At 56.1% G+C, this 25,029-nt stretch carries 23 protein-coding genes; 14 read left to right on the top strand and 9 right to left on the bottom strand.

Annotated features, from left to right (window positions below):
- The first annotated feature begins 56 nt into the window (after window positions 1-56).
- Genes AC2FGE_RS04490 through AC2FGE_RS04475 form a run of 4 tightly spaced genes read left to right on the top strand, consistent with a single transcriptional unit; the run spans window position 57 to window position 3,844 of the window.
- Window positions 57-971 (top strand): carbohydrate ABC transporter permease, encoded by a 915-nt coding sequence (locus AC2FGE_RS04490; protein WP_039534942.1) that lies wholly within the window; start codon window positions 57-59, stop codon window positions 969-971.
- Between the two features lie 10 nt (window positions 972-981).
- A complete protein-coding gene (locus AC2FGE_RS04485; protein WP_496818001.1) occupies window positions 982-1,821 on the top strand; it encodes a carbohydrate ABC transporter permease in 840 nt (279 codons plus the stop codon).
- Entirely contained in the window at window positions 1,818-2,852 is a 1,035-nt protein-coding gene (locus tag AC2FGE_RS04480; RefSeq protein ID WP_496818000.1) for a Gfo/Idh/MocA family protein, read from the top strand. The genes AC2FGE_RS04485 and AC2FGE_RS04480 overlap by 4 nt, the downstream gene beginning before the upstream one ends.
- Complete coding sequence (locus AC2FGE_RS04475; RefSeq protein WP_496817998.1) at window positions 2,849-3,844, top strand: ABC transporter ATP-binding protein; 996 nt, start codon at window positions 2,849-2,851, stop codon at window positions 3,842-3,844. Before AC2FGE_RS04480 ends, AC2FGE_RS04475 begins: the two co-directional genes overlap by 4 nt.
- A 17-nt stretch (window positions 3,845-3,861) precedes the next feature.
- Here AC2FGE_RS04475 and xylA read toward each other — a convergent pair whose 3' ends face one another.
- The 4 genes from xylA to xylF form a co-directional block, all read right to left on the bottom strand.
- Window positions 3,862-5,169, bottom strand: coding sequence for a xylose isomerase (gene xylA / locus AC2FGE_RS04470; RefSeq protein WP_496817997.1), 1,308 nt, complete (start codon window positions 5,167-5,169; stop codon window positions 3,862-3,864).
- A gap of 10 nt (window positions 5,170-5,179) precedes the next feature.
- Window positions 5,180-5,983, bottom strand: a complete 804-nt coding sequence (locus AC2FGE_RS04465) for an ATP-binding cassette domain-containing protein (RefSeq protein ID WP_496817996.1) — start codon at window positions 5,981-5,983, stop codon at window positions 5,180-5,182.
- On the bottom strand, window positions 5,983-7,281 hold the full coding sequence (locus AC2FGE_RS04460) for a sugar ABC transporter permease (RefSeq protein ID WP_496817995.1): 1,299 nt from the start codon (window positions 7,279-7,281) through the stop codon (window positions 5,983-5,985). The genes AC2FGE_RS04465 and AC2FGE_RS04460 overlap by 1 nt, the downstream gene beginning before the upstream one ends.
- A gap of 62 nt (window positions 7,282-7,343) precedes the next feature.
- A complete protein-coding gene (gene xylF, locus AC2FGE_RS04455; protein WP_496817994.1) occupies window positions 7,344-8,363 on the bottom strand; it encodes a D-xylose ABC transporter substrate-binding protein in 1,020 nt (339 codons plus the stop codon).
- A 154-nt stretch (window positions 8,364-8,517) separates the two neighbouring features.
- Between xylF and AC2FGE_RS04450 the strand changes: the two genes are divergently transcribed.
- Together AC2FGE_RS04450 and AC2FGE_RS04445 are read left to right on the top strand one after the other, a co-directional pair.
- Entirely contained in the window at window positions 8,518-9,735 is a 1,218-nt protein-coding gene (locus tag AC2FGE_RS04450; RefSeq protein WP_496817993.1) for an ROK family protein, read from the top strand.
- Window positions 9,725-11,236 (top strand): CRTAC1 family protein, encoded by a 1,512-nt coding sequence (locus tag AC2FGE_RS04445; RefSeq protein ID WP_496817992.1) that lies wholly within the window; start codon window positions 9,725-9,727, stop codon window positions 11,234-11,236. Before AC2FGE_RS04450 ends, AC2FGE_RS04445 begins: the two co-directional genes overlap by 11 nt.
- Here the strand turns inward: AC2FGE_RS04445 and AC2FGE_RS04440 are convergent, their stop codons facing one another.
- Genes AC2FGE_RS04440 through xylB form a run of 3 tightly spaced genes read right to left on the bottom strand, consistent with a single transcriptional unit; the run spans window position 11,237 to window position 14,921 of the window.
- Window positions 11,237-12,538 (bottom strand): cytochrome-c peroxidase, encoded by a 1,302-nt coding sequence (locus AC2FGE_RS04440; protein ID WP_496817991.1) that lies wholly within the window; start codon window positions 12,536-12,538, stop codon window positions 11,237-11,239.
- On the bottom strand, window positions 12,535-13,455 hold the full coding sequence (locus AC2FGE_RS04435) for an aldose epimerase family protein (protein ID WP_496817990.1): 921 nt from the start codon (window positions 13,453-13,455) through the stop codon (window positions 12,535-12,537). Before AC2FGE_RS04435 ends, AC2FGE_RS04440 begins: the two co-directional genes overlap by 4 nt.
- An 8-nt stretch (window positions 13,456-13,463) precedes the next feature.
- Window positions 13,464-14,921 carry a xylulokinase gene (xylB, locus tag AC2FGE_RS04430; protein WP_496817989.1) on the bottom strand — a complete coding sequence of 486 codons (1,458 nt, stop codon included), beginning with the start codon at window positions 14,919-14,921 and terminating at the stop codon, window positions 13,464-13,466.
- Window positions 14,922-15,196: 275 nt separating this feature from the next.
- Between xylB and AC2FGE_RS04425 the strand changes: the two genes are divergently transcribed.
- The 4 genes from AC2FGE_RS04425 (at window position 15,197) to AC2FGE_RS04410 (ending at window position 19,391) form a co-directional block, all read left to right on the top strand.
- Window positions 15,197-15,940, top strand: coding sequence for an IclR family transcriptional regulator (locus AC2FGE_RS04425; RefSeq protein ID WP_496817988.1), 744 nt, complete (start codon window positions 15,197-15,199; stop codon window positions 15,938-15,940).
- A 67-nt stretch (window positions 15,941-16,007) separates the two neighbouring features.
- Window positions 16,008-17,408 (top strand): selenium-binding protein SBP56-related protein, encoded by a 1,401-nt coding sequence (locus tag AC2FGE_RS04420; RefSeq protein ID WP_496817987.1) that lies wholly within the window; start codon window positions 16,008-16,010, stop codon window positions 17,406-17,408.
- A gap of 6 nt (window positions 17,409-17,414) precedes the next feature.
- Window positions 17,415-18,092, top strand: a complete 678-nt coding sequence (locus tag AC2FGE_RS04415; protein WP_496817986.1) for a hypothetical protein — start codon at window positions 17,415-17,417, stop codon at window positions 18,090-18,092.
- 144 nt (window positions 18,093-18,236) lie between these two features.
- Window positions 18,237-19,391: a CobW family GTP-binding protein gene (locus AC2FGE_RS04410; RefSeq protein ID WP_496817985.1), complete on the top strand. Its 1,155-nt coding sequence runs from the start codon at window positions 18,237-18,239 to the stop codon at window positions 19,389-19,391.
- Window positions 19,392-19,492: 101 nt separating this feature from the next.
- Here AC2FGE_RS04410 and AC2FGE_RS04405 read toward each other — a convergent pair whose 3' ends face one another.
- Window positions 19,493-20,032, bottom strand: a complete 540-nt coding sequence (locus AC2FGE_RS04405) for a CHAP domain-containing protein (RefSeq protein WP_496817984.1) — start codon at window positions 20,030-20,032, stop codon at window positions 19,493-19,495.
- A gap of 200 nt (window positions 20,033-20,232) precedes the next feature.
- Entirely contained in the window at window positions 20,233-21,090 is an 858-nt protein-coding gene (locus AC2FGE_RS04400) for a MurR/RpiR family transcriptional regulator (protein ID WP_496817983.1), read from the bottom strand.
- 155 nt (window positions 21,091-21,245) lie between these two features.
- Between AC2FGE_RS04400 and AC2FGE_RS04395 the strand changes: the two genes are divergently transcribed.
- From AC2FGE_RS04395 to AC2FGE_RS04380, 4 genes are read left to right on the top strand one after another with little or no spacing between them, the layout of a single operon-like run.
- Window positions 21,246-22,016: an N-formylglutamate amidohydrolase gene (locus AC2FGE_RS04395; RefSeq protein WP_496817982.1), complete on the top strand. Its 771-nt coding sequence runs from the start codon at window positions 21,246-21,248 to the stop codon at window positions 22,014-22,016.
- Window positions 22,013-22,582 carry a TRAP transporter small permease subunit gene (locus AC2FGE_RS04390; RefSeq protein ID WP_496817981.1) on the top strand — a complete coding sequence of 190 codons (570 nt, stop codon included), beginning with the start codon at window positions 22,013-22,015 and terminating at the stop codon, window positions 22,580-22,582. Before AC2FGE_RS04395 ends, AC2FGE_RS04390 begins: the two co-directional genes overlap by 4 nt.
- Window positions 22,579-23,904: a TRAP transporter large permease gene (locus tag AC2FGE_RS04385; protein ID WP_480549660.1), complete on the top strand. Its 1,326-nt coding sequence runs from the start codon at window positions 22,579-22,581 to the stop codon at window positions 23,902-23,904. The genes AC2FGE_RS04390 and AC2FGE_RS04385 overlap by 4 nt, the downstream gene beginning before the upstream one ends.
- A gap of 53 nt (window positions 23,905-23,957) precedes the next feature.
- Window positions 23,958-24,989 (top strand): TRAP transporter substrate-binding protein, encoded by a 1,032-nt coding sequence (locus AC2FGE_RS04380; RefSeq protein ID WP_496817980.1) that lies wholly within the window; start codon window positions 23,958-23,960, stop codon window positions 24,987-24,989.
- Window positions 24,990-25,029 lie beyond the last annotated feature (40 nt).

Here is a 25,029-nt window from a genome sequence, read left to right as displayed (position 1 = left end):
TCACTCAAACCGGACGCGGCCCGCGTCGCGTCCGGACCATGTTCCCGGAGAATCTCATGCAAACCCGCCGCATACGCTGGCACATTGCCGTTTTCCTCGCCCCTGCGGTGCTGGTCTATACGGCGGTGATGATCTTCCCCTTGTTCAACACACTGCGCCTCGCGCTGTTCACCGAGGTCGATCAGACACGTATCTACGTGGGCTTGCAGAATTTCCGCACACTGTTCTTTGACCCGATCTGGTCCGAGCAGTTCTGGAATGCCTTGGGCAATAACTTCTGGTTTTTCCTGATCCATATGCTGGTGCAGAATCCCATCGGCATCGCGCTTGCGGCGCTGCTGTCACATCCACGCCTGCGGTTTGCCGCGCTATACCGGTCTGCAATTTTCATCCCGACAATCCTCAGCTTTGTGATCGTGGGCTTTGCCTGGAAGCTGATCCTGTCGCCACTTTGGGGCATCGCGCCATCCATGCTGGATGCTGTTGGCCTGAAATCCCTGTTCGCACCGTGGCTGGGCAAAGAAGAGTACGCCCTGACCACGCTCGCACTGGTCTCAGTCTGGCAATTCGTCGGCATCCCGATGATGCTTATCTATGCCGCGCTGCTGTCGATTCCCGAAGAGATCCTTGAAGCCGGCGAGATCGACGGCATCACCGGAGCATCAGCCTTTTGGAAGATCAAGCTGCCGTTGATTATTCCATCAATCGGCATCATTTCGATCCTCACATTTGTGGGCAACTTCAACGCCTTCGACCTGATCTATGTGTCCCAAGGCGCGCTGGCAGGGCCGGATTTCTCAACCGATATCCTGGGCACCTTCATGTACCGCACCTTCTTTGGCTTCCAGCTGCAATTGGGCGATCCGCATATGGGGTCTGCCATCGCCGGAGCCATGTTCGCGATCATCCTTGTAGGTGTCTGTATCTATCTCTTCGGCATCCAGACCCGGATGCGCCGGTATCAACTGTGAGGGTGAACGCATGAACAAAGCACGCCATAACCCGCTAAACACAGCCGCCATGCATGGGGCGCTGATCCTCTACACGTTGATCGCTCTCTTCCCGGTCTTTGTGATTATCATCAATAGCTTCAAAACCCGCCGCTCGATCTTTCGCGAGCCTCTCGCCCTGCCCGACGCCGAGAGTTTCTCGTTGATCGGCTACCAGACCGTTATGAAGCAGGGGGACTTCTTCCTCTACTTCCAGAACTCGCTGATCGTCACCGTTGCATCGCTGACTTTGGTCTTGGTGTTTGGCGCAATGGCGGCCTTCGCGTTGAGTGAATACAAGTTCAAGGGCAACACCCTTATGGGCCTTTACCTGGCACTTGGGATCATGATCCCGATCCGCATCGGAACGGTGGCGATCCTCGATATGATGGTGGCTACCGGGTTGGTGAACACGCTTTGGGCGCTGATCCTTGTCTATACGGCACAAGGTTTACCACTGGCGGTGTTCATCCTGTCCGAATTCATGCGGCAGGTCTCGGATGATCTGAAGAACGCCGGCCGCGTCGACGGGTTGTCGGAATACACCATCTTCTTCCGGCTGGTTCTGCCGCTGGTTCGCCCAGCCATGGCGACCGTTGCCGTGTTCAACATGATCCCCATCTGGAACGATCTGTGGTTCCCGCTGATCCTCGCCCCGGCTGAGGAAACCAAGACCCTGACATTAGGCAGCCAGGTCTTCATTGGCCAATTCGTCACCGACTGGAACGCAGTTCTTTCGGCGCTGTCCATGGCGATCCTACCGGTGCTTGTGCTCTATGTCATTTTCTCACGTCAGCTGATCCGGGGCATCACGTCAGGGGCGGTGAAATGACCCGGGTTCTGATTGCTGGCCTTGGCAATATGGGCCTGAGCCATGCGCTGGCCCATCACCACCACCCGGATGCGCAGATCGTGGGGCTGGTGAACCGCTCCGGTCGCGTGGACCATCTCGATCTTTCAAACTATCCGGCCTATTCGAATTTTCAGGCTGCTCTGGCCGCGACGAACCCGGATCTGGTGATCGTCGCCACCTATTCTGATAGCCACGCTGATTTTGCCTGTGCCGCAATGGAGGCAGGCGCGCATGTCTTCGTGGAAAAGCCGCTGGCCACCACCGTCGCAGACGCGAAACGCGTTGTTGCGAAAGCCATCGAGACCAATCGCAAGCTGGTGATCGGCTATATCCTGCGCCACCATCCGTCATGGATGCGCTTGATCTCCGAGGCGCGCGACCTTGGCGGGCCCTACGTGTTCCGCTTGAACCTCAACCAACAAAGCAGCGGGGCCGAGTGGGAGACACACAAGGCCCTGATGCAAACTACCTCACCCATCGTCGATTGCGGTGTGCACTATGTCGATGTGATGTGCCAGATCACCGACTCTGACCCGGTGCGGGTGCATGGCATGGGCCTGCGGCTGAGCGATCAGATTGCCGAGGATATGTATAACTACGGCCAGTTTCAGGTGATCTTCGAGGACGGCTCGGTCGGCTGGTACGAGGCTGGTTGGGGTCCGATGATGTCAGAAACCGCGTTCTTCGTGAAAGATATCGTATCGCCCAACGGGTCAGTCTCGATCACCGATGGCAACAAAGGCGCATCGGCCGATATCGACGGGCACACCAAAGTTGGTGGCCTGTTGGTCCATCGTCCCGAGGGCGACGAAACAATTGAGATGCCGGATGAACCTGGCCATCAGGAACTCTGCGATGCTGAACAGGCCTATATGCTGCGCGCCATCGCCGAGGACATCGACCTGACCCGCCACATGAACGACGCCGTGCAATCGCTGGCCATCTGCCTTGCCGCAGATGAGAGCATCCGCACCGGCCAACCCATTTCGCTGAAAGAGGCACGCACATGACCGCCCTGACGCTTACAAACGTGAACAAATCCTTTGGTTCTGTTGAGGTCCTCAAAGACATCAATATCGAGGTAGAAGATGGCGAATTTGTCGTCTTTGTCGGCCCTTCGGGCTGCGGTAAATCCACCCTGCTGCGCGTGATCGCAGGGCTGGAGGATGTAACCTCGGGCGAGGTCCGCATTGGCGGAGAGTTGATGAACCTCACCCCGCCTTCAAAACGCGGCATCGCGATGGTGTTCCAAAGCTATGCGCTCTACCCCCATCTGAATGTGCGCAAGAACATGTCTCTGGCTTTGAAACAGGAAGGTCAGAGCAAGCAGGTCATCGAGGAACGTGTCTCCAAGGCCAGCAAGATGCTGAACCTTGAGCCCTATATCGATCGCTACCCGTCAGAGCTGTCCGGCGGCCAGCGCCAGCGCGTCGCCATCGGCCGCGCCATCGTGCGCGAACCCAAACTGTTCCTGTTCGATGAACCGTTGTCCAATCTGGACGCAGCACTGCGCATGAACACACGGCTGGAAATCGCTAACCTTCATCAGCAGCTTGATGCTTCGATGATCTACGTCACCCACGACCAGACCGAAGCAATGACGCTGGCCGACAAGATCGTCGTTCTGCGCGACGGACGTGTCGCACAGATTGGCAGCCCGATGGAGCTGTACAACAATCCAGCGAACCAGTTTGTGGCTGGCTTCCTCGGCGCGCCTTCGATGAACTTCTTCCCCGCCAGCCTGATCGGCGAAAGCGCAGATGTCACAACGGGTATACGCCCTGAAGATTTGTTTCTGTCCGATGATGGACCGGTTTCCGCCCATGTCACACATGTCGAGCAACTGGGCGGCGACACGAATGTGATCGCAATGATGCAAGAACATCAGATCACCGCGCGTCTGTTCGGTCAGCATCAGGTTGGCGCTGGCGAGACGATCCGGTTTGGATATGAACCGAACCGCTTGTACCGTTTTGATGCCGATGGTGCACGCCTTGGCTGACGCGCGCCATTTTACCTTCAAACGAACCGGTTGACGTAGTTTTCAAGCTTTTCCTGACGACCTGACTTTGGGGTTGGGTTGATACCTTCCGATAAGACCCGCGCGGTGATGTCATCCAGATTGCTGGTCAGCATGGCCTGGGCCTTGGGTGCGTCCCAGCCCGCATATCTGTCGGACAAGGCAGCCTCTAACCCACCATCTTCAATCATCGCAGCAGCGGCCTTCAGGCCACGGGCACAGATGTCCATCCCCCCTAAATGTGCAGCGATGAGGTCCTCGGCATCGATAGACTGACGGCGAATTTTAGCGTCAAAATTCGTACCGCCGGTCGTAAATCCGCCAGATTTCAGGATGTAGTAATAGGCCAACGCGACTTCGGGTGTGTTGTTGGGGAACTGGTCCGTGTCCCAGCCAGACTGATAGTCATTCCGGTTCATATCGATGGACCCCAACATCCCTTCTGCCGTCGCAACTGCGATCTCATGCTCGAAGCTGTGACCGGCGAGGATGGCATGGCCCTGTTCCAGGTTCAGCTTCACCTCATCTTCGAGACCATATTTCCTGAGGAACCCGATGCAGGTGGCCGCATCATAGTCATACTGATGTTTTGAGGGCTCCTGAGGTTTGGGCTCGACCAGAATGGCACCTTTGAAACCGATCTTATGTTTGTACTCGACCACCATGTTCAGGAACCGGCCCATATGGTCCAACTCGGTGCCCATGTCGGTGTTCAGCAGGGTTTCATACCCTTCGCGTCCCCCCCACAGCACATAGTTCTCTCCGCCCAGTTTGTGAGTTGCATCGATGCAGGATTTCACCGTGGCCGCTGCAAAGGCAAACACATCCGGGTCGGGGTTCGTGCTTGCGCCCGACATCCAGCGCCGGTGGCTAAACATATTGGCCGTACCCCAAAGGAGCTTGATACCCGACGCCTGCATCTTTTGACCGATATAGTCCGTGATCTCTTCAAGCGTTTTCAGATTATCGGCGAAATTGCCTTGCTCGGGCCTGACATCTGCATCGTGCCAGCAGAAATAGGGCTGCCCAAGGATATCAAACATCTCGAATGCGATGTCCGCTTTCAGGCGGGCCCGCCCCATATCGTCCTGCGGGTGCCAGGGTCGTGTGAAGGTAGCGCTTCCGAAAGGGTCACCGCCTTCCCAGGCAAAGGAATGCCACCATGCGACAGCGAACCGAAGATGGTCTTCCATCCGCTTGCCCAAGATAACTTCGTCCGGATTGTAGTGACGAAACGCCAGAGGATTTGCGCTGTCTGCGCCTTCAAACTCTACCGGCCCGATCCCCTCGAAGAAACCGCTTGTCATATCCTTCACCTCATTCCGCCTTTTCGCCGGGTTTCTTGCCCAGAATGATCATCGACAGCAGATCGTCATCGGTGACATCCGCAATATCCACGGTTCCGACCAGCTTGCCGTTCTTCATAACCGATGCGCGGTCGCACAGGTCCATGACTGCGTGCACATCATGGTCGATCAGGAAAATCCCGATCCCCTGCGCCTTGAGCTGGTGGATCAGGTCGGCCACCATCTGTGTCTCATGCGGACCCAGTGCGGCGGTCGGTTCGTCCATAATCAAAATACGAGCATTGAAGTATACAGCGCGGGCGATAGCCACGGATTGACGCTGCCCCCCGGACAGAGCCGAAACCGGATCGTTGAACTTCTGAAAGTTCGGGTTGAGCTGCGCCATGATCTTGCGGCACTCCGCCTCCATCGCCGCGTCATTGACCAGACCAAAGGGCGTTACCATTTCACGCCCAAGGAATAGGTTCGAGGTGGCATCCAGATTGTCGGCCAAGGCCAGCGTCTGGTAGATCGTCTCGATATTGTTGGCCCGCGCGTCCCTTGGATTGCCGATCTCGACCGGATTTCCGTCAATCAAAATCTCACCGTGGTCCATCTGGTAGGCACCAGACAGAACCTTGATCAGGGTGGATTTCCCGGCCCCGTTGTGACCCAACAATCCAACAACTTCTCCGGGGTAAAGGTCAACAGACACCTGATCGACCGCCTTGATCCCACCGAACGAAATTGAGATATCGCGCATCTCGACCAACGGCGCGACACCGGACCCACGACCGGTATTCGAGGGCTTTTTTTGCGTTTCCTGAGCTTGCATCACTTGGCCCCCAATCGCTTGCGGTAGACGATGTCGATATAGACGGCCAGCACCAGCACGCTGCCGACAACAATGTTTTGGAATGGTGCATCGACACCCACCATGGCCATGCCAGACTGAAGCGCCTGCATGATCAGGGCCCCGAGAATGGCGCCATAGATTGTACCGATCCCGCCAGACAAGGCCGTTCCTCCGATCACAGCGGCAGCGATAACCCGGAGTTCGTCCAGCGTGCCGATATCATTGGAGTGATTGGCCAGCCGGGCCGAGGCGACAACGGCCGAGACGGCGCACAGAAACCCCATTAGGGCAAAGATTTTAACAGTCAGCAACCGGGTGTTGATGCCAGAAAGTTCGGCCGCATCCGGGTTGCCTCCGGTGGCAAAGATGTACCGCCCGAACCGTGTTTTGCGCGCCACCACGGTCAGGCTGACCGCGACGATGATCAGAATGAGAACCGAGATTGGGATGCCATATCCGACAACCAACCCCTCTGGCATAATCTCTCCACGTGCTTCGAACATACGCTCCAGCCTGCGGGTCGGGATGGCATAGCTGTTTACGATGAACACATATCCCAAAATGGCGATGGCAATGATCACAGCGAGGGTTGATTCCGCCCAAACTGGTTTGACCGGGAACCCATGCGCTGCTTTGGCGCGACGCCCGCTCCACAAGGCCCAAATTGCGATGACAGTCGCAAACAGTCCGAACAGCCAACTGACGGTCGTGCCCAAGGTCCCGTTGGTGCCGCCAAACATCAGGAAGGTGCTGTCCAGCGGACCGATGGTCTGGCCACTGGTCATATACCACGCCACGTTTCGCCAAACGAGAAAGCCGCCCAGTGTCACGATAAATGCCGGGATCGTCAGATAGCCAACCATCCATCCGTGAAAAGCACCGATCAGCGTACCGACAAGCAGCCCGACAACGATTGTAATCGCCCAGGTCAGCGGGTTGTTCAGCCCTAGCCCCAGCATATGCGGCAACAGCTCCGTCTGGGTCATCGCCATTACAGCCGAAGTTGTTGCCAGCAGCGCACCGACAGACAGATCAATGTGGCGTGTCACGATGATGAACACCATGCCACAGGCCATGATCGCGACCGAGACGGTCTGAATCGACAGGTTGAACAGGTTTCGGGGTGTCAGAAATCGGCCATCCGTGACGATGTTGAACCCGATACATAGAATGACAAAGGCGCCGATCATGCCCAAAAGCCGCATATCCAGTTCCAATTGCTGGAACAGGTTTTGTTTGGTTTTTTGGGGTACCGGCTGAGACGAAGTTTCGGTCATTTCCGATCTTTCAATATCAGCAAAGGCCCCTGACCCAAACATGAGGGTCAGGGAATTTAGATTCAGTTACAAGGCGCAGGCCCGCTTTCAACGCCCTGGCACAGGGCCTCTTGCGAGATCCATCCGGCGTCCACAACAACACTCAGGTTGTCTTTGGTGATCGGAACCGGAGCCAAAAAGACAGAAGTCATTTCGGTGCCACCAGGCGAGGTCCAACTAACCGCGCCGTCAACATCCCCCGCGCTGGTTCCGCTGCTCAGCGCAACAGCGATTTCACCGGCTGCTTTACCCAGTTCACGAGCGTCTTTCCAAACCGATACGGTTTGCGTGCCCAGGGCAACGCGGTTCAGTGCAGCATGGTCGCCATCCTGTCCCGAGACCGGGATACCTTCCATCCCTTGCGCTGTCAGAGCCGCCACAACACCGCCAGCAGTACCGTCATTCGAGGCGACGACTGCGTCAACGTTGTTCTCATTGGCGGTCAAGATCTGTTCCATGTTCCGCTGCGCGTTTGCAGGCAACCAGCCATCGGTATAGGCCTCACCCACGATCACAATGTCACCGCTGTCGACAGCCGCGCCGATGATCTCTTGCTGACCGCCACGCAGGAAGTCTGCGTTTGGATCGGTCGGAGAGCCTTTGATCATGACATAGTTGCCCTTGGGCATGGCCTCGAAAACCGCGCGCGCTTGCATCCGACCGACTTCGACATTGTCAAACGTCAGATAAAAGGCGCGATCGTCTTCGATCAGACGGTCATAGGCGATCACAGGAATGCCTTCATCGGCGGCGGCCTGAACGGCGGGACCGATGGCCTGTGCGTCCTGCGCCAAAATGATCAGCGCATCCACGCCCTGAGCAATAAGGCTTTCGATATCCGACAGCTGTTTTGCAGACGACGATTGCGCGTCGGCAGAGATGTATTCAGCACCACCGGCTTCCAAAGCCGATTTGATTGCAGCTTCGTCTGTCTTCCAACGCTCTTCCTGAAAGTTCGACCAGCTTACGCCAACAACCGGATCAGCGAAGGCCGCCGATCCCATCAATGCAACCGCAGCCGAAAGGCTGAGAAGTTTTTTCATGATTTCCTCCCGTTTTTTCCAAGCCATCTCGAAGTCGATTCGTGGCTTTCGGAATCGGGAGTACCATATTTATTTCAGTCAGTAAAATATTTAGTCTGTTCGAACGCAGAAAATCCCAATAAATTGGCAGGAAGATCAGATTCGGATGGGCAAGATGCTGAAAAGCAAAGCTTCTCAAACCTCGACAGAACAACGAAACACAACCCGCCTGCGGGTTCTCGAACATATTCGGACCCTGGGGTCTGTCTCTCGTACCGATATTGCTGGCGCGCTGCAGACCAGCCCGGCGACGGTCACCTCAGCGACCGCTGATCTGATCACAGCGGGGCTGATCAAAGAGACAGAGGGCGACTCGACATCCAAATCTGCAAAGCGCGGACGCCCCCGGGTTTTGCTGGAACTGGACGGCAATTCTTATCTTGTCGCGGGGCTCAAAGTTGCACGCCACGTGCTGTCGGTGATCCTGGTTGATTTTCAAGGTGTGCCTTTGGCCTCATACAATCATCCGCTGCCCGACGCGCAGATGACGCCCGAGGTATTTGTCAGAACAATTCGCGCCGCGCTGCAAGAAGCCAGTGCCCGGATTGGTAAAACAATCGAGGACCTGTCGGGGGTATCGATTGGCATTGCCGGGCTTGTTGATGCGGAAAACAACTTTGTACACTGGTCGTCCTCTCTGACGGAAAGAAACATTGATTTCAGCCTGCTGCTGCCCAAGGCGCTAGCCTGCCCGGCCTTTATCGAAAATGACGCAAACCTGGTCGCCAAGGCCGAACAGCATTTTGGCTATGGTAAAGGTTTAAGGAACTTCCTTGTTGTAACCATCGAACATGGCGTGGGTCTTGGTATCGTCCTAGATGGCAAGCTGTATCGCGGGGAACGTGGATGCGGGGCCGAGTTTGGACACACCAAGGTACAGCTGGACGGCGCGCTGTGCCAATGCGGTCAACGCGGGTGTCTTGAGGCTTATGTCGGTGTCTATGCGCTGATCCGTGAGATGACAGTCGCGCACCAAAATCAAGGGCCCAAGACAATCGCTGATATCTACGACAAAGCCCGCGAGGGGGATGTAATGGCGGCGTCCGTTCTGGGGCGCGCGGGCCAGATGTTTGGCCTGGGGATTTCAAACCTGATCAACCTGTTTGACCCCGAATGCATCATTCTGTCCGGCGGGCAAAAAGGGCTGGAGCATCTTTATTCGGATGAGGTGATGGCCCGTATCCGCAGCGGCGTTGTGAATGTGGATACCCCCCTGCCCGAGATCAAAGTTCACCATTGGGGCGATCAGATGTGGGCCAAGGGCGCGGCGGCCTATGCGATCGAGCAGGTCTCGATCCTCAAGGTGAAGGACATTCCGGCACATGCGTCCTGAGCTGTTTGTCCTTCTGATGTTGCCCTCGGCACTTACGGCGGAGGTGCAAACCCCGCATTTCACACCGGTCGAGATTGCAAGCCACATCTACGATGGCGGGTGGGAGCATTTCGTCGGTGGCGGAGTCGCCGTCTTTGACTGCGACGGGGATGGCCTGCCCGAAGTGTTCGCAGCTGGAGGCGCGAACCCGTCGCAGCTGTTTCGAAACACTTCGTCAGACAGTATTTCATACGATGCCAATACGCCCGAAGAACTGAACCTAACGGGTGTAACTGGCGCCTATCCGCTGGATATCGACAGCGACGGCATTCTGGACCTCGCCATATTGCGGATTGGCCCCGATCTGCTGGTGAAGGGCGCGGCAGATTGTCGGTTCAGCCCTTTCACCACGCTTAAGTTTCAATCAGACAATCATTGGACAACCGGATTTTCCGCGACTTGGGAAGATGGGCAAAACCTGCCGACCCTTGCCTTTGGCACATATGTCGACCGCAGCAATCCAGATGGTCCGTTTGAAGCCTGCGGCCCAACGGTTTTGTACCGACCCAAGGACGGCAGCTATCTGCCACCGGCGCATCTGGATCCGGGGTATTGCTCGCTTTCAATTCTGTTCTCCGACTGGTCTCGGTCCGGACGCGCGGACCTGCGTGTCAGCAATGACCGCCACTACTATGTAAAGGGAGGTCAGGAGCAGCTCTGGGCGATGGAACCAGAACCCTTACTCTACTCTGCCGAAGATGGGTGGTTGCCCTATTCGATCTGGGGCATGGGCATCGCATCGCGTGACCTGACTGGAGATGGGTTCCCTGAGGTCTACTTGACCTCGATGGGCGATCAGAAACTTCAGACGTTCGACCCCAAGGCCAAGGGACCGACCTGGCGAGACGCGACCTATGAACGGGGCACTACTGCCCATCGTCCGCATGTAGGCGGAGATGGTCGCCCCTCAACCGGATGGCACGCGCAATTCGGGGACGTCAACAACGACGGACGGGACGATATTTTTGTGGCTAAAGGCAATGTGGAACAGATGCCTGATGCGGCTCTGAACGACCCGAACAACCTGCTTTTGCAGGACTCGCATGGCCAGTTCGCAGAAATGTCGGTGACCGCAGGCATCGCCTCGATGGCAAAATCGCGCGGTGCGGCTTTGGCGGACCTTGATGCGGATGGCTGGCTGGATCTGGTGGTGGTCAACCGAGGCGCGGCGCTTGAGCTGTATGAGAGCCAATCCCAGAACGGAAATTGGCTAGTGGTCGAGGTTTCTCAGGACCGTTCAAACCGGTTTGCTGTGGGCGGGTTTATCGAGATCAGGACGCCCGCCGGTCTACAGACCCGTGAAGTTACTGTCGGCGGAGGGCATGCCAGCGGCATCGCAGGGCCACATCACTTTGGCCTGGGCGCGGCCGACACAGTCGAAGTGCGGATTATCTGGCCAGATGGGCAGATCGGAGACTGGCAGGCGTTTGAAGCCAACCAGAGCATTCGGATCGAGCGTTAGTCAGCGGTCGACCGGTAACCCGCTGGGCACCTGATCCGGGATACCGAGCCGTACGGCGGGGTCCTCAAGACTGGTCAGGAAGGCCAGAATTGCATTGACCTCCTCATCCGTCAGGCTGATCTCAGCCAACTCATTGGCATTGGCTATCGCGTCTACGTGGTCCGGGTCCAACAAGGCCGCTCGATCAGATGCCCCAGGAAACTCCGACAGCAAAGCCATATCAATCGAATAACTGCGCAAGGCGCTTTCCGGCTCAAGGTGGTGGCGCACCACATCTTCGAGCCGCGCATAGGCGCCGCTATGACCATAAGGCGCCGTCAGCGTCACATTGCGCAGTGATGGCGTGCGAAAGGCGAAGGCATCACGCGCGTCCCCGGTGACACGTAACCGACCATCATCGCGGACATGGCTTTCAAATCGTGCGCTTTTTCCGGGCCCGATCTGAGGCATGGCAATGGCGTGAAAACTGTGATCCGTTTGGAACCAGCCCGCATGGCAGGTGCTGCATCCCGCCTGACCATAGAACAGGTCGGCCCCCAGTTGCGCATCTGGTGGCAGAAGTTCCTCACCGCGCATAGCCCGGTCAAAGGGGCTGTTGTCAGCGCGCCATTCAAAGGCGATGAAATCCGCGATCGCGTTGGCGATGGCGGTAAAGGTGATCTCCTCTCCGGGCGACACCCGATCAAACCGCGCCCGATATTCGGGGATCGACGCAACGCGGGCTGCGATCAGGTCCCAGGCACCGCCTTCCTGAGTGAGCAGGCCAAGACGTACCGCCTGACTGACGTCGTTTTCGGAATAGTGGCCTGCCATCTCATCCGGTGACAGTACAGGAAACATCGCCTGCGCGGCCAATGCCGATTGGAACCCGGGTCGCATATTCGTCCCCAGCGGGGTGCGGATGCCTTCTGGCTGCGTCGGATCCGCCTCAAGCCGACCATCATGAAAGAACGTTGTGAACTCGGCTGCGCCGAGGTTCCAAAGCGCAGGCGAATTTCGCGGAATGCGCTGTTCGGGCAGGTTGTTCGGATCAAGCCCGCGTTCGGGCCCTAGACCCACACCCCCTTCGCCAATCCCCAGCGACAAACCGTCGGATGTCCCCAAGTCAGGATGATGACAGGTCGCACAGCTGATATTCCTGTTGCCCGACAGGATCGGGTCGTAGAACAGCAATTGGCCCAATTCGACGGCTTCGAGGTCGGGTTCAACAAATACCGGGCGCGGGCCCAAATCGAGCGATGTCGCGTTTGTGGCTGATGCTAAGGCAAAGCCCCCGGCCGCCAGTGTTGCGATGAACCTCATGCTGCACCCTCGGTGATTTCTAAGGTCAGGGTCTGGCGATAGGGACGTTTGGGAGTACATATAATTGACGGAAAGGTCGTAACATTCGGCGCATTGGGGTATCCCGATGGCTCGATACACAGGCCCGCTCTGGGAGAGAAAGGGTCAGACAGACCTCCACCGGTGTAAATCTGCGCACCGAGCTGATCGGACCAGAGCTTCAGTTTCAACCCATTCGGCGCGATGACTTCGGCGACGGGTTGTTTGGTGTCAGTTCCGAACACGAAGAAATGATCCAAATCTGCCCCAGCTTCCTTGATAGGTTTGGCAGAGCTGAAATCCATCGAGCCCCCGGCGGTCTTAGACACCGGGCCAAACGCTATTCCCTGATCGTCGGTGTCCAGATATCGGGCCGAGGCCAGTTTTAGAAGATGATCGGAAACGCCCATTGTGCTCCCCAACGAATAGTAATTGTGCTGCGCGATACTGATCGGTGTTGGACGATCCGTCTGAGCAGTTACCGAATAGGTCAGACGTGGATATTCGAGTGTGACGCGCAGTTCGAACTGCACCTGCCCCGGAAAGCCGCAATCTCCATCCGGTGAGTTTAGGCGCAACACTGCCTCATTCTCGGCAACCTGAGTGAGGGTCCAATGTTGGTGCGAAAGGCCCAAGCGCCCACCATGTAGAATGTTCTGGCCTTCATTTGCATCCAGCGCGAACCACGCCTTGTCCAATGCAAATGACGCACCTGCGATGCGGTTGGCAACGCGACCGACGATGGCGCCCAGATAATTACGATCCGGCAGGTAATCCATCGGATCATCATAACCCAGGATCATTGGGAGGCCCTTGTACCACCAGCCTTGGGTGATCGCCCCATAGCTCAGCAAGCATACGCGCATTTCACCACTTTCGAGGGTGGCTTGCTGGATCACTTGTCCGGTCATTTTTGCGCAAGCGGAGCCAGCGCCGCATAGTATTGGCGATAGCTTTGATACGCCTGTTCATATGCGGCAAACAGATCGGCGCGCGGCTCAATAATGCTGCCCACCTCGGGCGGCGACATAACATCGGTGGGATCAGCGCCGCTGGCTGCACAAATTGCAAGGCGTGCAGCCCCAATTGCCGCGCCGAATTCGCCGCCTCTTGGCAGGGCCAGGGGTATTTGCAACACGGTCGCAAGTGTTTCCAGCCAGTAAGGGGATTGCGCCCCGCCGCCAACGGCCATCAGGCTGCTGGGCTCGGTTCCTGTGCTTCTTAGTGCCTCAAGACAATCCCGCATGGCAAAACCGACGCCCTCCATAACCGCCTGTGTCAAATCAACGGGACCCGAGGAGACATCAAGGCCCAGAAAAGCGCCTCGGATGGCGCTGTCATTATGGGGTGTTCGTTCTCCGGACAGATAGGGCAGAAAACGCGTCGCGGATGGCCCTTTTGGTGACTTAGGCAACGCGTCGGCCAGGTCACTGACGGGTTGCCCGAGATTCCGTGATAACCAGTTCATGCAATTTGTGGCGGACAGAATGACCCCCATCTGTATCCACATGTCGGGCACTGCGTGGCAGAAGCAATGGACCGCCGTCTCAGGCTTAGGCGCGTATTTGTTACGGGCCACCAGCAAAACACCCGAAGTACCAAGCGACAGGAACCCTACCCCATCTTCAACGCTGCCAATCCCGCAGGCCGCGGCTGCATTATCCCCTGCCCCACCGGCAACAACCACCGGCCCCGAAAGACCCCAGTCTTGTCGTAGCTCTGCCCTGAGTTCTCCACCCGCTTCGCTGCCTTCCACCAGCCCGGGCATCTGGTCCAGACGCATATGACTTAGACGCAACGCGGTTTCTGACCAGGTGCGGGCGCTGACATCCAGCCACGACGTGCCAGCGCTATCAGACATGTCGCTCATGCACTCACCGGTCAGCCAAAGCCTTAGATAGTCTTTGGGCAGGAGCACCTTAGCCACTCTGGAATAGACATCCGGCTCATGCGTCCGCACCCATTCGAGCTTGGGCGCCGTAAAGCCCGGAAAGACGATGTTACCGGATATGGCCCGCATGTCTGCGATCTGGTCCAACTTCGCTGCTTCCTGCGCAGCACGCGTATCGTTCCACATGATACAGGGGCGCAGCACGCTCAAGTCGCGATCTAACAAGGTTGCCCCATGCATATGACCGCTGAGGCCAATCCCGCACAGCTTGGAAAACTCCGTTTCATGCTCTGCCTTGATCTGGGCGATAACCGTCCTGCAGGCTTCGATCCAATCCTCAGGCGCTTGCTCGGACCATCCGGAATGCGGATAAGAGGTTGCAATCTCTTGCTCGGCATTGCCGATGACAGTGCCCCCCTTGTCAATAAGAACGCCCCTGAGCCCTGAAGTGCCCAAGTCCAGTCCGAGATACACGGTAGTCTCTCCAATATTATTTTATTAGGTAAAATTATTTGCTGCGCGCGTATTGTCAACATCGGTCTTTGACTGAATTCATATCACTTATCGCGTTAAACCAGCCTGGGTTTCTGACCTGGGAATGCGCCTATTGCCGAAGGTTCGGTTCACCCATTCACAAATCTGTTTTTGACCAGCTGGCAAACAAAGCTTGATCTTTATCGGCGATGTCTCATTATACGAGAACAATTCTCACCATACGATGGTATCCCAACTATATGCACCTAGAGCGCTTGATCAGTTTACTTGAAATTATCGCCGTCGTTGGCCGGCCTGTTTCGGTTGCTGAGGTGCAGATGGCCAGCGGCCTACCCAAACCGACCTGCTACCGGCAGGTGCAATCCCTGCTGGATCAGGGCCTGATTGAAGACCCGAATGGGGATGGGCGCTATGTGATTGGTGATCGCCTGATCCGTATCGCCTTGCTGGGCAAATCCGATATCGATGTGCGCCGCGTATCCGCCCCGGTTCTGCGAGCGGCGGCGACCACTTTCAACGAAACGGTGTTTCTGGCCCGGTTCCGGGACAGCAAGATCGAGATCATTCATGTCGAAACACCCGAAGACCCGGCCCGCGCGTTCGTTCATCCTGGCATAGGAGAACGCCCCTTGCATGCTTGCTCCTGCTCGATGGCCATTGCAGCCTTTGCCGAACCGGGTTTTCAGGACACGATTCTAAATGGCGCGCTCAGGGCGTTTACCGATCATACCAAAACCACACGTGAAGAGCTGATTGAAGCATTCAAGTTGATCCAGAAACAGGGCTTTGCCGATTGTGATCAGGAAATCGACATTGGCATTGCCAGCGTCGCAGCCCCTGTGGCCGTAGGCCGGATCGGAGTGACATTCAGCGTAGGTGCTGTCGGACCGGTGCGCCGGTTTGGAACCGAATACAGACAAGAGATTGGGGCGCAACTCAAAGATCTGGCCGCCAAGGTCAGCGGCGCCATCCAACTGTGCAATGTTGGAGGTGTCTAGAGCAGAAATTCATCGACGCCTGTAGGCGGGCCCCAAGGAGGTGGGGTAAACAAAAGGGAGGACTACCATGAACTTACGACCAGATCCGACGTTTCACGCGTCACCCAAACTGGCGATGGAGGCGCCGGTTGAGAATTTCGCCTTTACCATCATGCTGGGCAAAGACCCCAGCCAACACGATGGTCTGGCTGTGATCGACCTTCGAGATGGCTCGGACACGTATGGGCAGATCGTACGTACCGTGATGACCCCACATACCGGGGACGAGTTTCACCACTTTGGCTGGAATGCCTGTTCCTCGGCCCTGTCCCCACTATCCGGACACGCATTTCTTGAAAGGCGATATCTGATTGTTCCTGGCATCAGATCCAGTCGCATCTATATCTTTGACGTCAAAGAGCCTCTGAACGCGTCGATCCACAAGATCATCGAGCCCGAAGAAGTGTTTGAAAAAACCGGCTATTCACGCCCGCATACCATCCATTGCGGGCCCGAGGGCATTTATGTTTCGACCCTAGGTGGTGCCGGCCCGGATGGAACAGAGGGACCTCCGGGTATTTTCATCATGGATTGCGAAACCTTCGAGATCATAGGTCGCTATGAGATGGATCGGGGCAAGCAGGACAAGCACTATGATTTCTGGTGGAACCTGCCGCAGGATTACATGGTCAGCTCGGAATGGGGTTTGCCGCCGCAGTTTGAAAATGGGGTAGTCCCCGAGGATCTGCTAAGCAATAAATATGGCCATTCCATCCATTTCTGGGACCTGCGTGCGCGCAAAAACATCCAGACCATGGATTTTGGTGAGAACTACCAGATGGCGCTGGAAATTCGCCCGGCCCATGATCCGACGAAGTCTTATGGATTCTGCGGTATCGTGGTGGACACAACGAACCTACAAGGGGCAATCTTCACCTGGTGGCGCGATGACGATGGCAAATGGCAGTCGAAGAAGACTATTACAATCGACCCTCGCCCGGAAGATCCAGAAAACCTGCCAGAACTGCTGAAAGGGTTCAGCGCGGTGCCACCGCTGGTGACAGATATCGACCTCAGCTTGGACGATAAATACCTGTATGTCGCCTGTTGGGGGCTAGGTGAGATGCATCAATACGATGTCTCTGATCCGTTCAATCCGGTTCTAAACGGCAAGGTTGAACTGGGTGGGATCGCGCGCGAGACCAAGCATCCCAATGGCAAAGACTTTATCTACGGCCCGCAAATGGTTGAGATCAGCCGGGATGGCAAACGCGTCTATTGGACCAACTCGCTCTATTCGACTTGGGATAACCAATTCTATCCGCATCAGGAAGGCGGCCAGATGGTGATGGCCAATGTAGGCGACGATGGCAGCTTTGTGCTGGATCCGGATTTCTACATCAACTTCCCCGAGAATATGCGCGCACACCAGATTCGTCTGGAAGGCGGCGACTGCTCGACTGACAGCTTCTGTTATCCTTCCGCGTAGGTTCGGATGGAAGATCTGTCTTTGACGGCCCTCTGGTGGGCCGTCATTTTCTCAGGCTTATATCACGGGATAAATCCCGGCATGGGGTGGCCCTTAGCCGTGTCCTCTGCGCTGATGGAGCGTAAACCCTCGGCCATGACCAAGGCGCTTATGATGTTGGCGCTGGGGCATTTCCTGGCGATGATCGGTATTCTGCTGCCGTTCTCGTTGATGATTATTCTCGTCGAGCGCGAAACCGAAATCCGCCTGGGTGCCGGCGTGATTGTGGTTGCGATGGGTATCTACCTGTTGATCAATCGAAAGCACCCCAAGATATTGGCCCGTGTCCATCCGGCGCGCCTGGCCCTTTGGTCATTTCTGGCCGCTATGGCACATGGGGCCGGGTTGATGCTGGTCCCGATTTATCTGGGAATTTGCGGATTGCTTGAGCCGGGCAATGTGGCCGCAACAGGCCATGCCGCTGCGCAGGCGCTGATGACCAATGATGTCTTTACGGCCTTCACGGTGGCTGCGGTTCATACCCTTGCCATGACTTCCGCCGGGGCTTTGATCGCAGTTTTTGTTTACCATTGGCTTGGTCTGAAATTCATCTCAAGAAGCTGGTTCAATCTGGATGTTGCCTGGGCGATCAGCCTGATCGTAGTTGGTGCATTCGGCATTTGGTCGGCCTATGCAGGACATTAAGATGAGGCACATTCCAAGCCACACGCACACCTCTGCGCCGGCTTTGAGCCCGATTAACTAGCCCCTTAGGCAAGTTAGCGCCCCATGTTACTCTTGATACTGTAATGATATAACGTTATTTTCACTTCGAAAAATCCGCATAGAATGAATCAAGGGACAACTCAGATGGAGAAAGCGGACAATCGCATACCAGTCACCTTGCTTACAGGCTTTCTGGGCGCGGGCAAAACGACAGTGTTGAACCATCTTATCAGGGACCCAGAAGCCGGTCGCATAGCGGTGATCATGAATGAACTTGGCGATGCGGGACTTGACCATGATCTGATCGAGGAAACGACCGAGGACGTGGTGTTGATGCAATCCGGTTGCCTGTGTTGTTCGATCCGGGGCGATCTGGCGGATACGTTCGCCGGCCTGTTTGTCCGCAGAGAACGGGGCGAGCTTAGTTTTGATCGCGTGGTTATCGAAACCACCGGGATCGCTGATCCGGGTCCGATTTTGCATACAATGGTTATCGACGACCTGATCGCAGCAAACTTCCGCTTGGATGGTGTCGTCACATTGGCTGATGTGGCAACCGGCCCTCGCACCCTTGATGCGCAGTTTGAAGCGGTCAGCCAGATCGCCATGGCCGATCTGATTGTCCTGACCAAAACCGAACTTGTAACGGCAACCGAAGTCAGACAGTTCGAAGTAAGACTGGACAAGATCAACAGCACCGCCCGACGCATAACCGCCCAACACGGGCAGGTTCCGGTCGGCGCGCTATTCGGCTTGTCTGCGATGCGCAGCAGCGCCACAGCAGATGATCTTTCGGGTTGGCTTGGGTCTGAGAACCCAAAGGTCGATCCGTTGGTTGGCCTATCCGGATTTGCGGCAAACAAAGCTACGATTGGGACTGCGCTCCCGCACTCTGCAGGCGCGCACTTTCACCACGACAACCGCATCGGTTCAACTTCGATCGAAGTCGTCGATCCCATCCCCGCGCGTATCTTTGATCTTTGGCTGGAAACATTGGTTGAATTCAAAGGCCCGGACATCCTGCGCATAAAAGGCATCGTGCATGTACAGGGAATGGATTGGCCCTTTGTTTTTCATGGGGTTCAGCACATTTTCGACGCTCCGGTGCCGCTAAAATCATGGACTGGAGACGACACGACAAGCCGCGTGGTCGTGATCGCGCGTGATATCGATCAGGGCGATCTGAAAGCCAGCCTAGAAATGCTGCGATTGCATTCTCAGAGCCTTGATGCGCGCGTAGACGGAATGATGACCCACGTCACCGAGATGTCGGATTGATCGATTTCAACGCCTCAGAGTATCAACTGGCTATGAGCGATTGACGCCTAGAGCAAATACAGCACAGACTGCCTGCAGTTTCAAAATCAGTGTGGGCCAAACTACTCGTCAGCTTTCGGATATATGAATCCGTTCACCGGGTAGGGTTTGCCGTAGCGTCCGGGCTGGCTTTCGACCCGGACCAGCGTCCAGTCGTTATTCTTCGACACGTCCCGTACACCCATTTTCAACGACACTTTGTTACGGTGCCAATTGGCGTGATTTATGACAACCTGCCGATCATCAACGATCTCTGACACAACCGCGACATGGCCCAAAGACATTCCACGCGTGGCGCGAAATGACATCACCGCACCCACAGCTGGGTCCGCACCTCGGTCGTAAGTCTTGTGAGCCTTACCCCACCAATCCTTGGCATTGCCACGAATCTGGATACCGCTCAGGTTTCGCGCATAGGGAACGCACCACACTCTGTGTCCGAGCGCCTGTTTTCGTTCGACTTCTTGTAGAGCCATGAACTGACGTTCGGGATTGAGACCGCTATAAGGTGAGTTTTGAGAACAGGCTGATACCAGCACAACAAGCCCGAGCGCTGCAATTGCCCGAGTGGGAACGGACAGATACTGCCAGATTGTATTCATTTTCCGGGCGTTGTCCTGCACGAAACTTCATCACCTGTTTAGAATCTCTTAAGATTTCTGGGCGATCCGACCTGCAAAGAAAAGAGCTCTGCAAACCCTCTGGCGAAAATCTGCCAATGGTTTGCACAAAAGACGCACAAAAAGCCCATTTGACACGCGCGATGAGGCCTGCAAGTGGCCCGACACAATGCTCGGGCGCTTCAAAACTTCCGGAAGAACTTTGTACGGTCGAACATTTCCTCAAGCTCTTCCATACGGGCGCGGGTGGTGTCCCAGTTACGCTCCTGCACTTCGGCGATCACGATTTCGGATATCAACATGGTTGTCAGGTTGCTATCCCAGGCTGACGGCGCTGCAATCTGATTGCTGAACGCAACATGTGCCAGATCGGAAATTGGTGACATCCATTGATCCGTGAACAGGATAATTTGTGCCCCCCGCTCACGGGCAAGCTCGGCCAGTTTCAGCGTGCTGTTTTCGTATCGCCGCACATCAAAGATGACGACCACATCATCTTCGTCAAAATCCAGCGCATAGTGCGGCCAGGCATTTGAGTTTGACGCAATCAGGGTCACATCGGGCCGGATGACCTGAAAATGCAGAAAGAAGTAGTCTGCCAGTGTACGTGTAATCCGACCGCCGACGATAAAGACCTTTCGCTTCGTATCGCTTAGCATATCGCAGGCGGTGTCAAACGCAGCGGGGTCAATCTTGGCCATGGATTGGCCGATATTGTCGATGATGGCCTTGGTGAACCGGTTCAGCAAATGCGCGTCAGGCGCGTCATCAACCCATTTTTCGCGCTTAGTAAGCGGGCTGGAAATCTTTTCGTTCAGCTCATCCCGCAACCCGCGCTGAAACTCGGGAAAGCCCGCGAAACCAAGCTTCTGCACCAAGCGCGCAACTGTGGGGGTGGAAACCTTGGCCTCCTCCGCCAGTGAGGTGATAGTTCCAAGCCCGGACGCCGGATAGTTTCTGAGGATCACATCCCTCAGTTGAAGCTCCGACCGGGTCAGGTCGCCGGTTTTATCCTGCAATCGTTCAGCGATGGTCTGCATGGTCACCCTGACTGGTTCTTCTGTCCATCGTATCTACAGCATTCGACATAGTCAAAATATTACCACTCATCCTCATCCTGTACGAATATTTACATAAATTTGTTGACAGAGGAAACGCTGTTGAAGAAAACTTTACAAAGAACGGGGGATTCTGATTGGAACAGCGCACCACAGATGCTGAGTTTGCACCGCGGGTCGAAAAACCCGAAGGGTCGTCATCTGTCCTATTGGTGTGTGAACATGCCAGCGCGCACATGCCATCTGAGTTTCACTCCCTCGGGCTGGATAAGAACGCGCTGCAAAGCCACATCGCCTGGGATCCCGGTGCCTTGCAGACCGCGCGATCAATGTCAGAGCGTCTGGACGCGCCTTTGGTTTACAGCACCGTCTCGCGACTGATCTACGATTGCAATCGCCCGCCTGAGGCAGCAAGCGCCATGCCCGAACGTAGCGAAGATACGTTAGTACCAGGGAACAAGGGAATGACTGCGGCGCAAAAACAGGCGCGTACCGCTCAGTTCTATCGCCCCTTCGAGGCGTTGTTGACCAGAACCTTGAATGCTCGTGATCATCACACGGCGATTGTGACCATCCACAGTTTCACACCGGTCTACAGGGGCCAGAGCAGATCAGTTGAAATCGGAATCCTGCACGACACAGACAGCCGATTGGCGGATGCGATGCTCGATGTGGCAACTGGGTATGATGTTCAGCGCAATGCGCCTTACGGACCGGCGGATGGCGTCACACATACGCTGCGGCATCATGCATTGCCCCGGGGTCTGATGAACGTCATGATCGAAATCCGAAATGATCTGATCGCAACACCCGAACAATGCGAACAGATGGGCAATGTGTTGGCGGATTGGCTGCGCGAAGCGATGAAAACCTGCTCGGAATCCTCGGTCGAGGGTGCCACGCGATGAAGCTTCTAAAGGCCTATATCGCAGTGATCGACCGGCTGAACTACGGTATCGGCCGTGTGATCATGTTTGGCATCTTTGCCATGATGGCCGTCCTTTTGTGGTCGACCATCAGCAAGTTTTCTGACCAGCCATCACTCTGGACACTCGAAGTCGCTCAATTCGCCATGATTGCCTATTTTTTTCTGGGCGGGCCTTACGCCATCCAGATGGGCAGCCATGTGCGGATGGACTTGTTTTATGACAACTGGTCGCTTCGCCGAAAGGCCGCAACCGATGCGATCATGGTGCTTTGCCTGATCGCGTATCTGCTGGTTCTGCTGTGGGGTGGGATCAGTTCGACCGCGTATTCACTGGGCTACTGGGGCACCGAACCCCTCGCTTTCTTCGCGGGTCTTGTGACCGGCTCGGAAGAGGTTGGAACACTTGAACGCAGCCGCACGATCTGGCGCCCGTATCTGTGGCCCATCAAGACTGTGATGTGTGTCGGGATCATCCTGATGCTGCTGCAGGCCCTGTCGGAACTGGCCAAAGATATCTTGCGACTTAAGGGCGAAGAAATAGCATGAGTTACGAGTTCATTGCCCTGATGATGTTCGCCTCGATGATGGTGCTGCTGTTCAGCGGTCAGCGCGTCTTTGGCGCCATCGGATTTGTCGCGGTGATTGCTGCGTTGATGCTGTGGGGGGATCGCGGCGGGTTCGATATCGCCTTTTCGCAATCCATCAAGCTGATGCGCTGGTATCCGCTTTTGACCGTGCCGATGTTTGTGTTCATGGGCTATATCCTGTCGGAAAGCCGCATCGCCGATGACCTGTATCGGATGTTCCATGTCTGGATGGGCGGTCTGCGCGGTGGTCTGGCCATCGGAACCATCGGGCTGATGGTGCTGATTTCAGCTATGAACGGGCTATCGGTTGCCGGCATGGCCATCGGAGCCACCATTGCCCTGCCCGAGCTTCTGCGCCGCGGGTATGACAAACGCATGGTCACAGGCGTTGTTCAGGCCGGGTCGAGCCTTGGGATTCTGGTACCGCCCTCGGTTGTTTTGGTTCTTTATGCGATGATCGCACGACAGCCCGTCGGCCAGCTTTGGCTGGCCGGTGTGATCCCTGGCCTGATGATGGCCGCGATGTTTGTGATCTACATCGCCGTGCGGTGCCGCATGAACCCTGATCTTGGCCCGGTCCTATCAGAAGAAGAACGTGCGATGCCGCAGGCCGAAAAGTATCGCTTGCTGCTGTCCGGACTTCTACCGTTCGGGATTTTCTTTGCCATGATGATCCCCTTTGTAAATGGTTGGACCTCCCTCGTCGAAAGCTCAGCCATTGGCGCAATCACAGCCTTTGTTGCTGCGGTTCTGAAGGGGCGTATGAACTGGACGGTGTTTGAAACCTCGGTGCGCAACACCCTTGGGATAACCTGCATGTTCATGTGGATCATCCTCGCCGCCCTGGCCTTCGGCGCCGTGTTCGACGGGTTGGGTGCGGTCAAAGCCATCGAAAGCCTGTTCACCGAACGTCTGGGCCTGTCCCCCTGGATGATCCTGATCCTGATGCAGCTCAGCTTTATTCTGATGGGCACGTTTCTGGACGACACGGCGATGTTGGTGATTGTCGCGCCGCTCTATATCCCGCTGGTGGGTGCGCTTGGGTTCGATCTGATCTGGTACGGCGTGCTGTATACGATCACCACACAGATCGCCTATATGACACCGCCCTTTGGGTATAATCTGTTCCTGATGCGGGCGATGTCGCCCCCGGGCATTACTCTGAATGATATCTATCGATCCATCATACCTTTTGTGGCGGTGATGGTGGGGGCGCTGACGATCATCATGATCTTCCCCCAGATCGCCCTTTGGCTACCACAAACAGTTTACGGAAATTAAGCGCCGACAAGAGCGCACTGCAAGATCGAGTGTAACTGAACAAGGAGGTTCACATGACCACAAGACGCAAGTTTATCAAAGGTGCCGCGGTCGCTGCACCTGCCGCGCTGGCCACTCCGGCTCTGGCGCAATCGACGATCACATGGCGGATGCAGACCTACGCGGGCGCTGCATTGGCAGCCGAGGTGGTGGTTCCCGCCATAGAGACCTTTAACAAAATTGCAGGCGATCGCATGCAGATCGAGCTGTTCTTTGCAGATCAGCTGGTCCCGACAGGTGAGCTGTTCCAGGCAATGCAGCGCGGTACGATTGACGCGGTGCAGTCTGATGATGACTCGATGGCCTCACCTACCGAAGTGACCGTGTTTGGCGGCTACTTCCCGTTTGGATCACGCTATTCCCTGGATGTGCCAGTTCTGTTCAACCAGTATGGCTTGAAAGAGATCTGGGACGAGGAATACTCGAAAGTCGGCGTAAAACATATCTCGGCCGGCGCCTGGGATCCGTGCCACTTTGCCACCAAGGACCCCATCCGCTCGCTCGAAGATCTCAAGGGCAAGCGGGTCTTTACCTTCCCAACCGCAGGCCGGTTCCTCAGCCAGTTTGGCGTCGTGCCAGTGACACTGCCATGGGAAGATATCGAAGTCGCGGTGCAAACCGGCGAACTTGACGGCATCGCCTGGTCTGGCATCACCGAGGACTACACCGTTGGCTGGGCCGATGTGACCAATTACTTCCTGACCAACAACATCTCAGGCGCGTGGATCGGCCACTTCTTCGCCAATATGGACCGCTGGAACGAGTTGCCCGAAGACCTGCAAGCCTTGCTTGCTGTCTGCATGGAGCAAAGCCACTACTACCGCCAGTGGTGGTATTGGGGTGGCGAGGCCAACCTGCGGGTCAACGGCACCAAGATGCAGCTCACCTCGATCCCCGATGAGGAATGGGCGCAGGTCGAAAACGCGGCTGTCGAATTCTGGGATGAGATTGCCGCCGAAAGCCCGACCAAGGCCAAGATCGTTGACATTTTCCGCCAGTATAACGCGGATATGCAAAAAGCCGGACGCCCCTATCGCTACGGCTGAACCAACCGGCGCCCCGACAAGTTCGGGGCGCTGCCTGCCC

It is taken from the genome of Ruegeria sp. YTSA075, from assembly GCF_059610245.1.
Note: the sequence above shows the minus strand (reverse complement) of the source record. Positions and strands in the feature narration are given on the sequence as shown.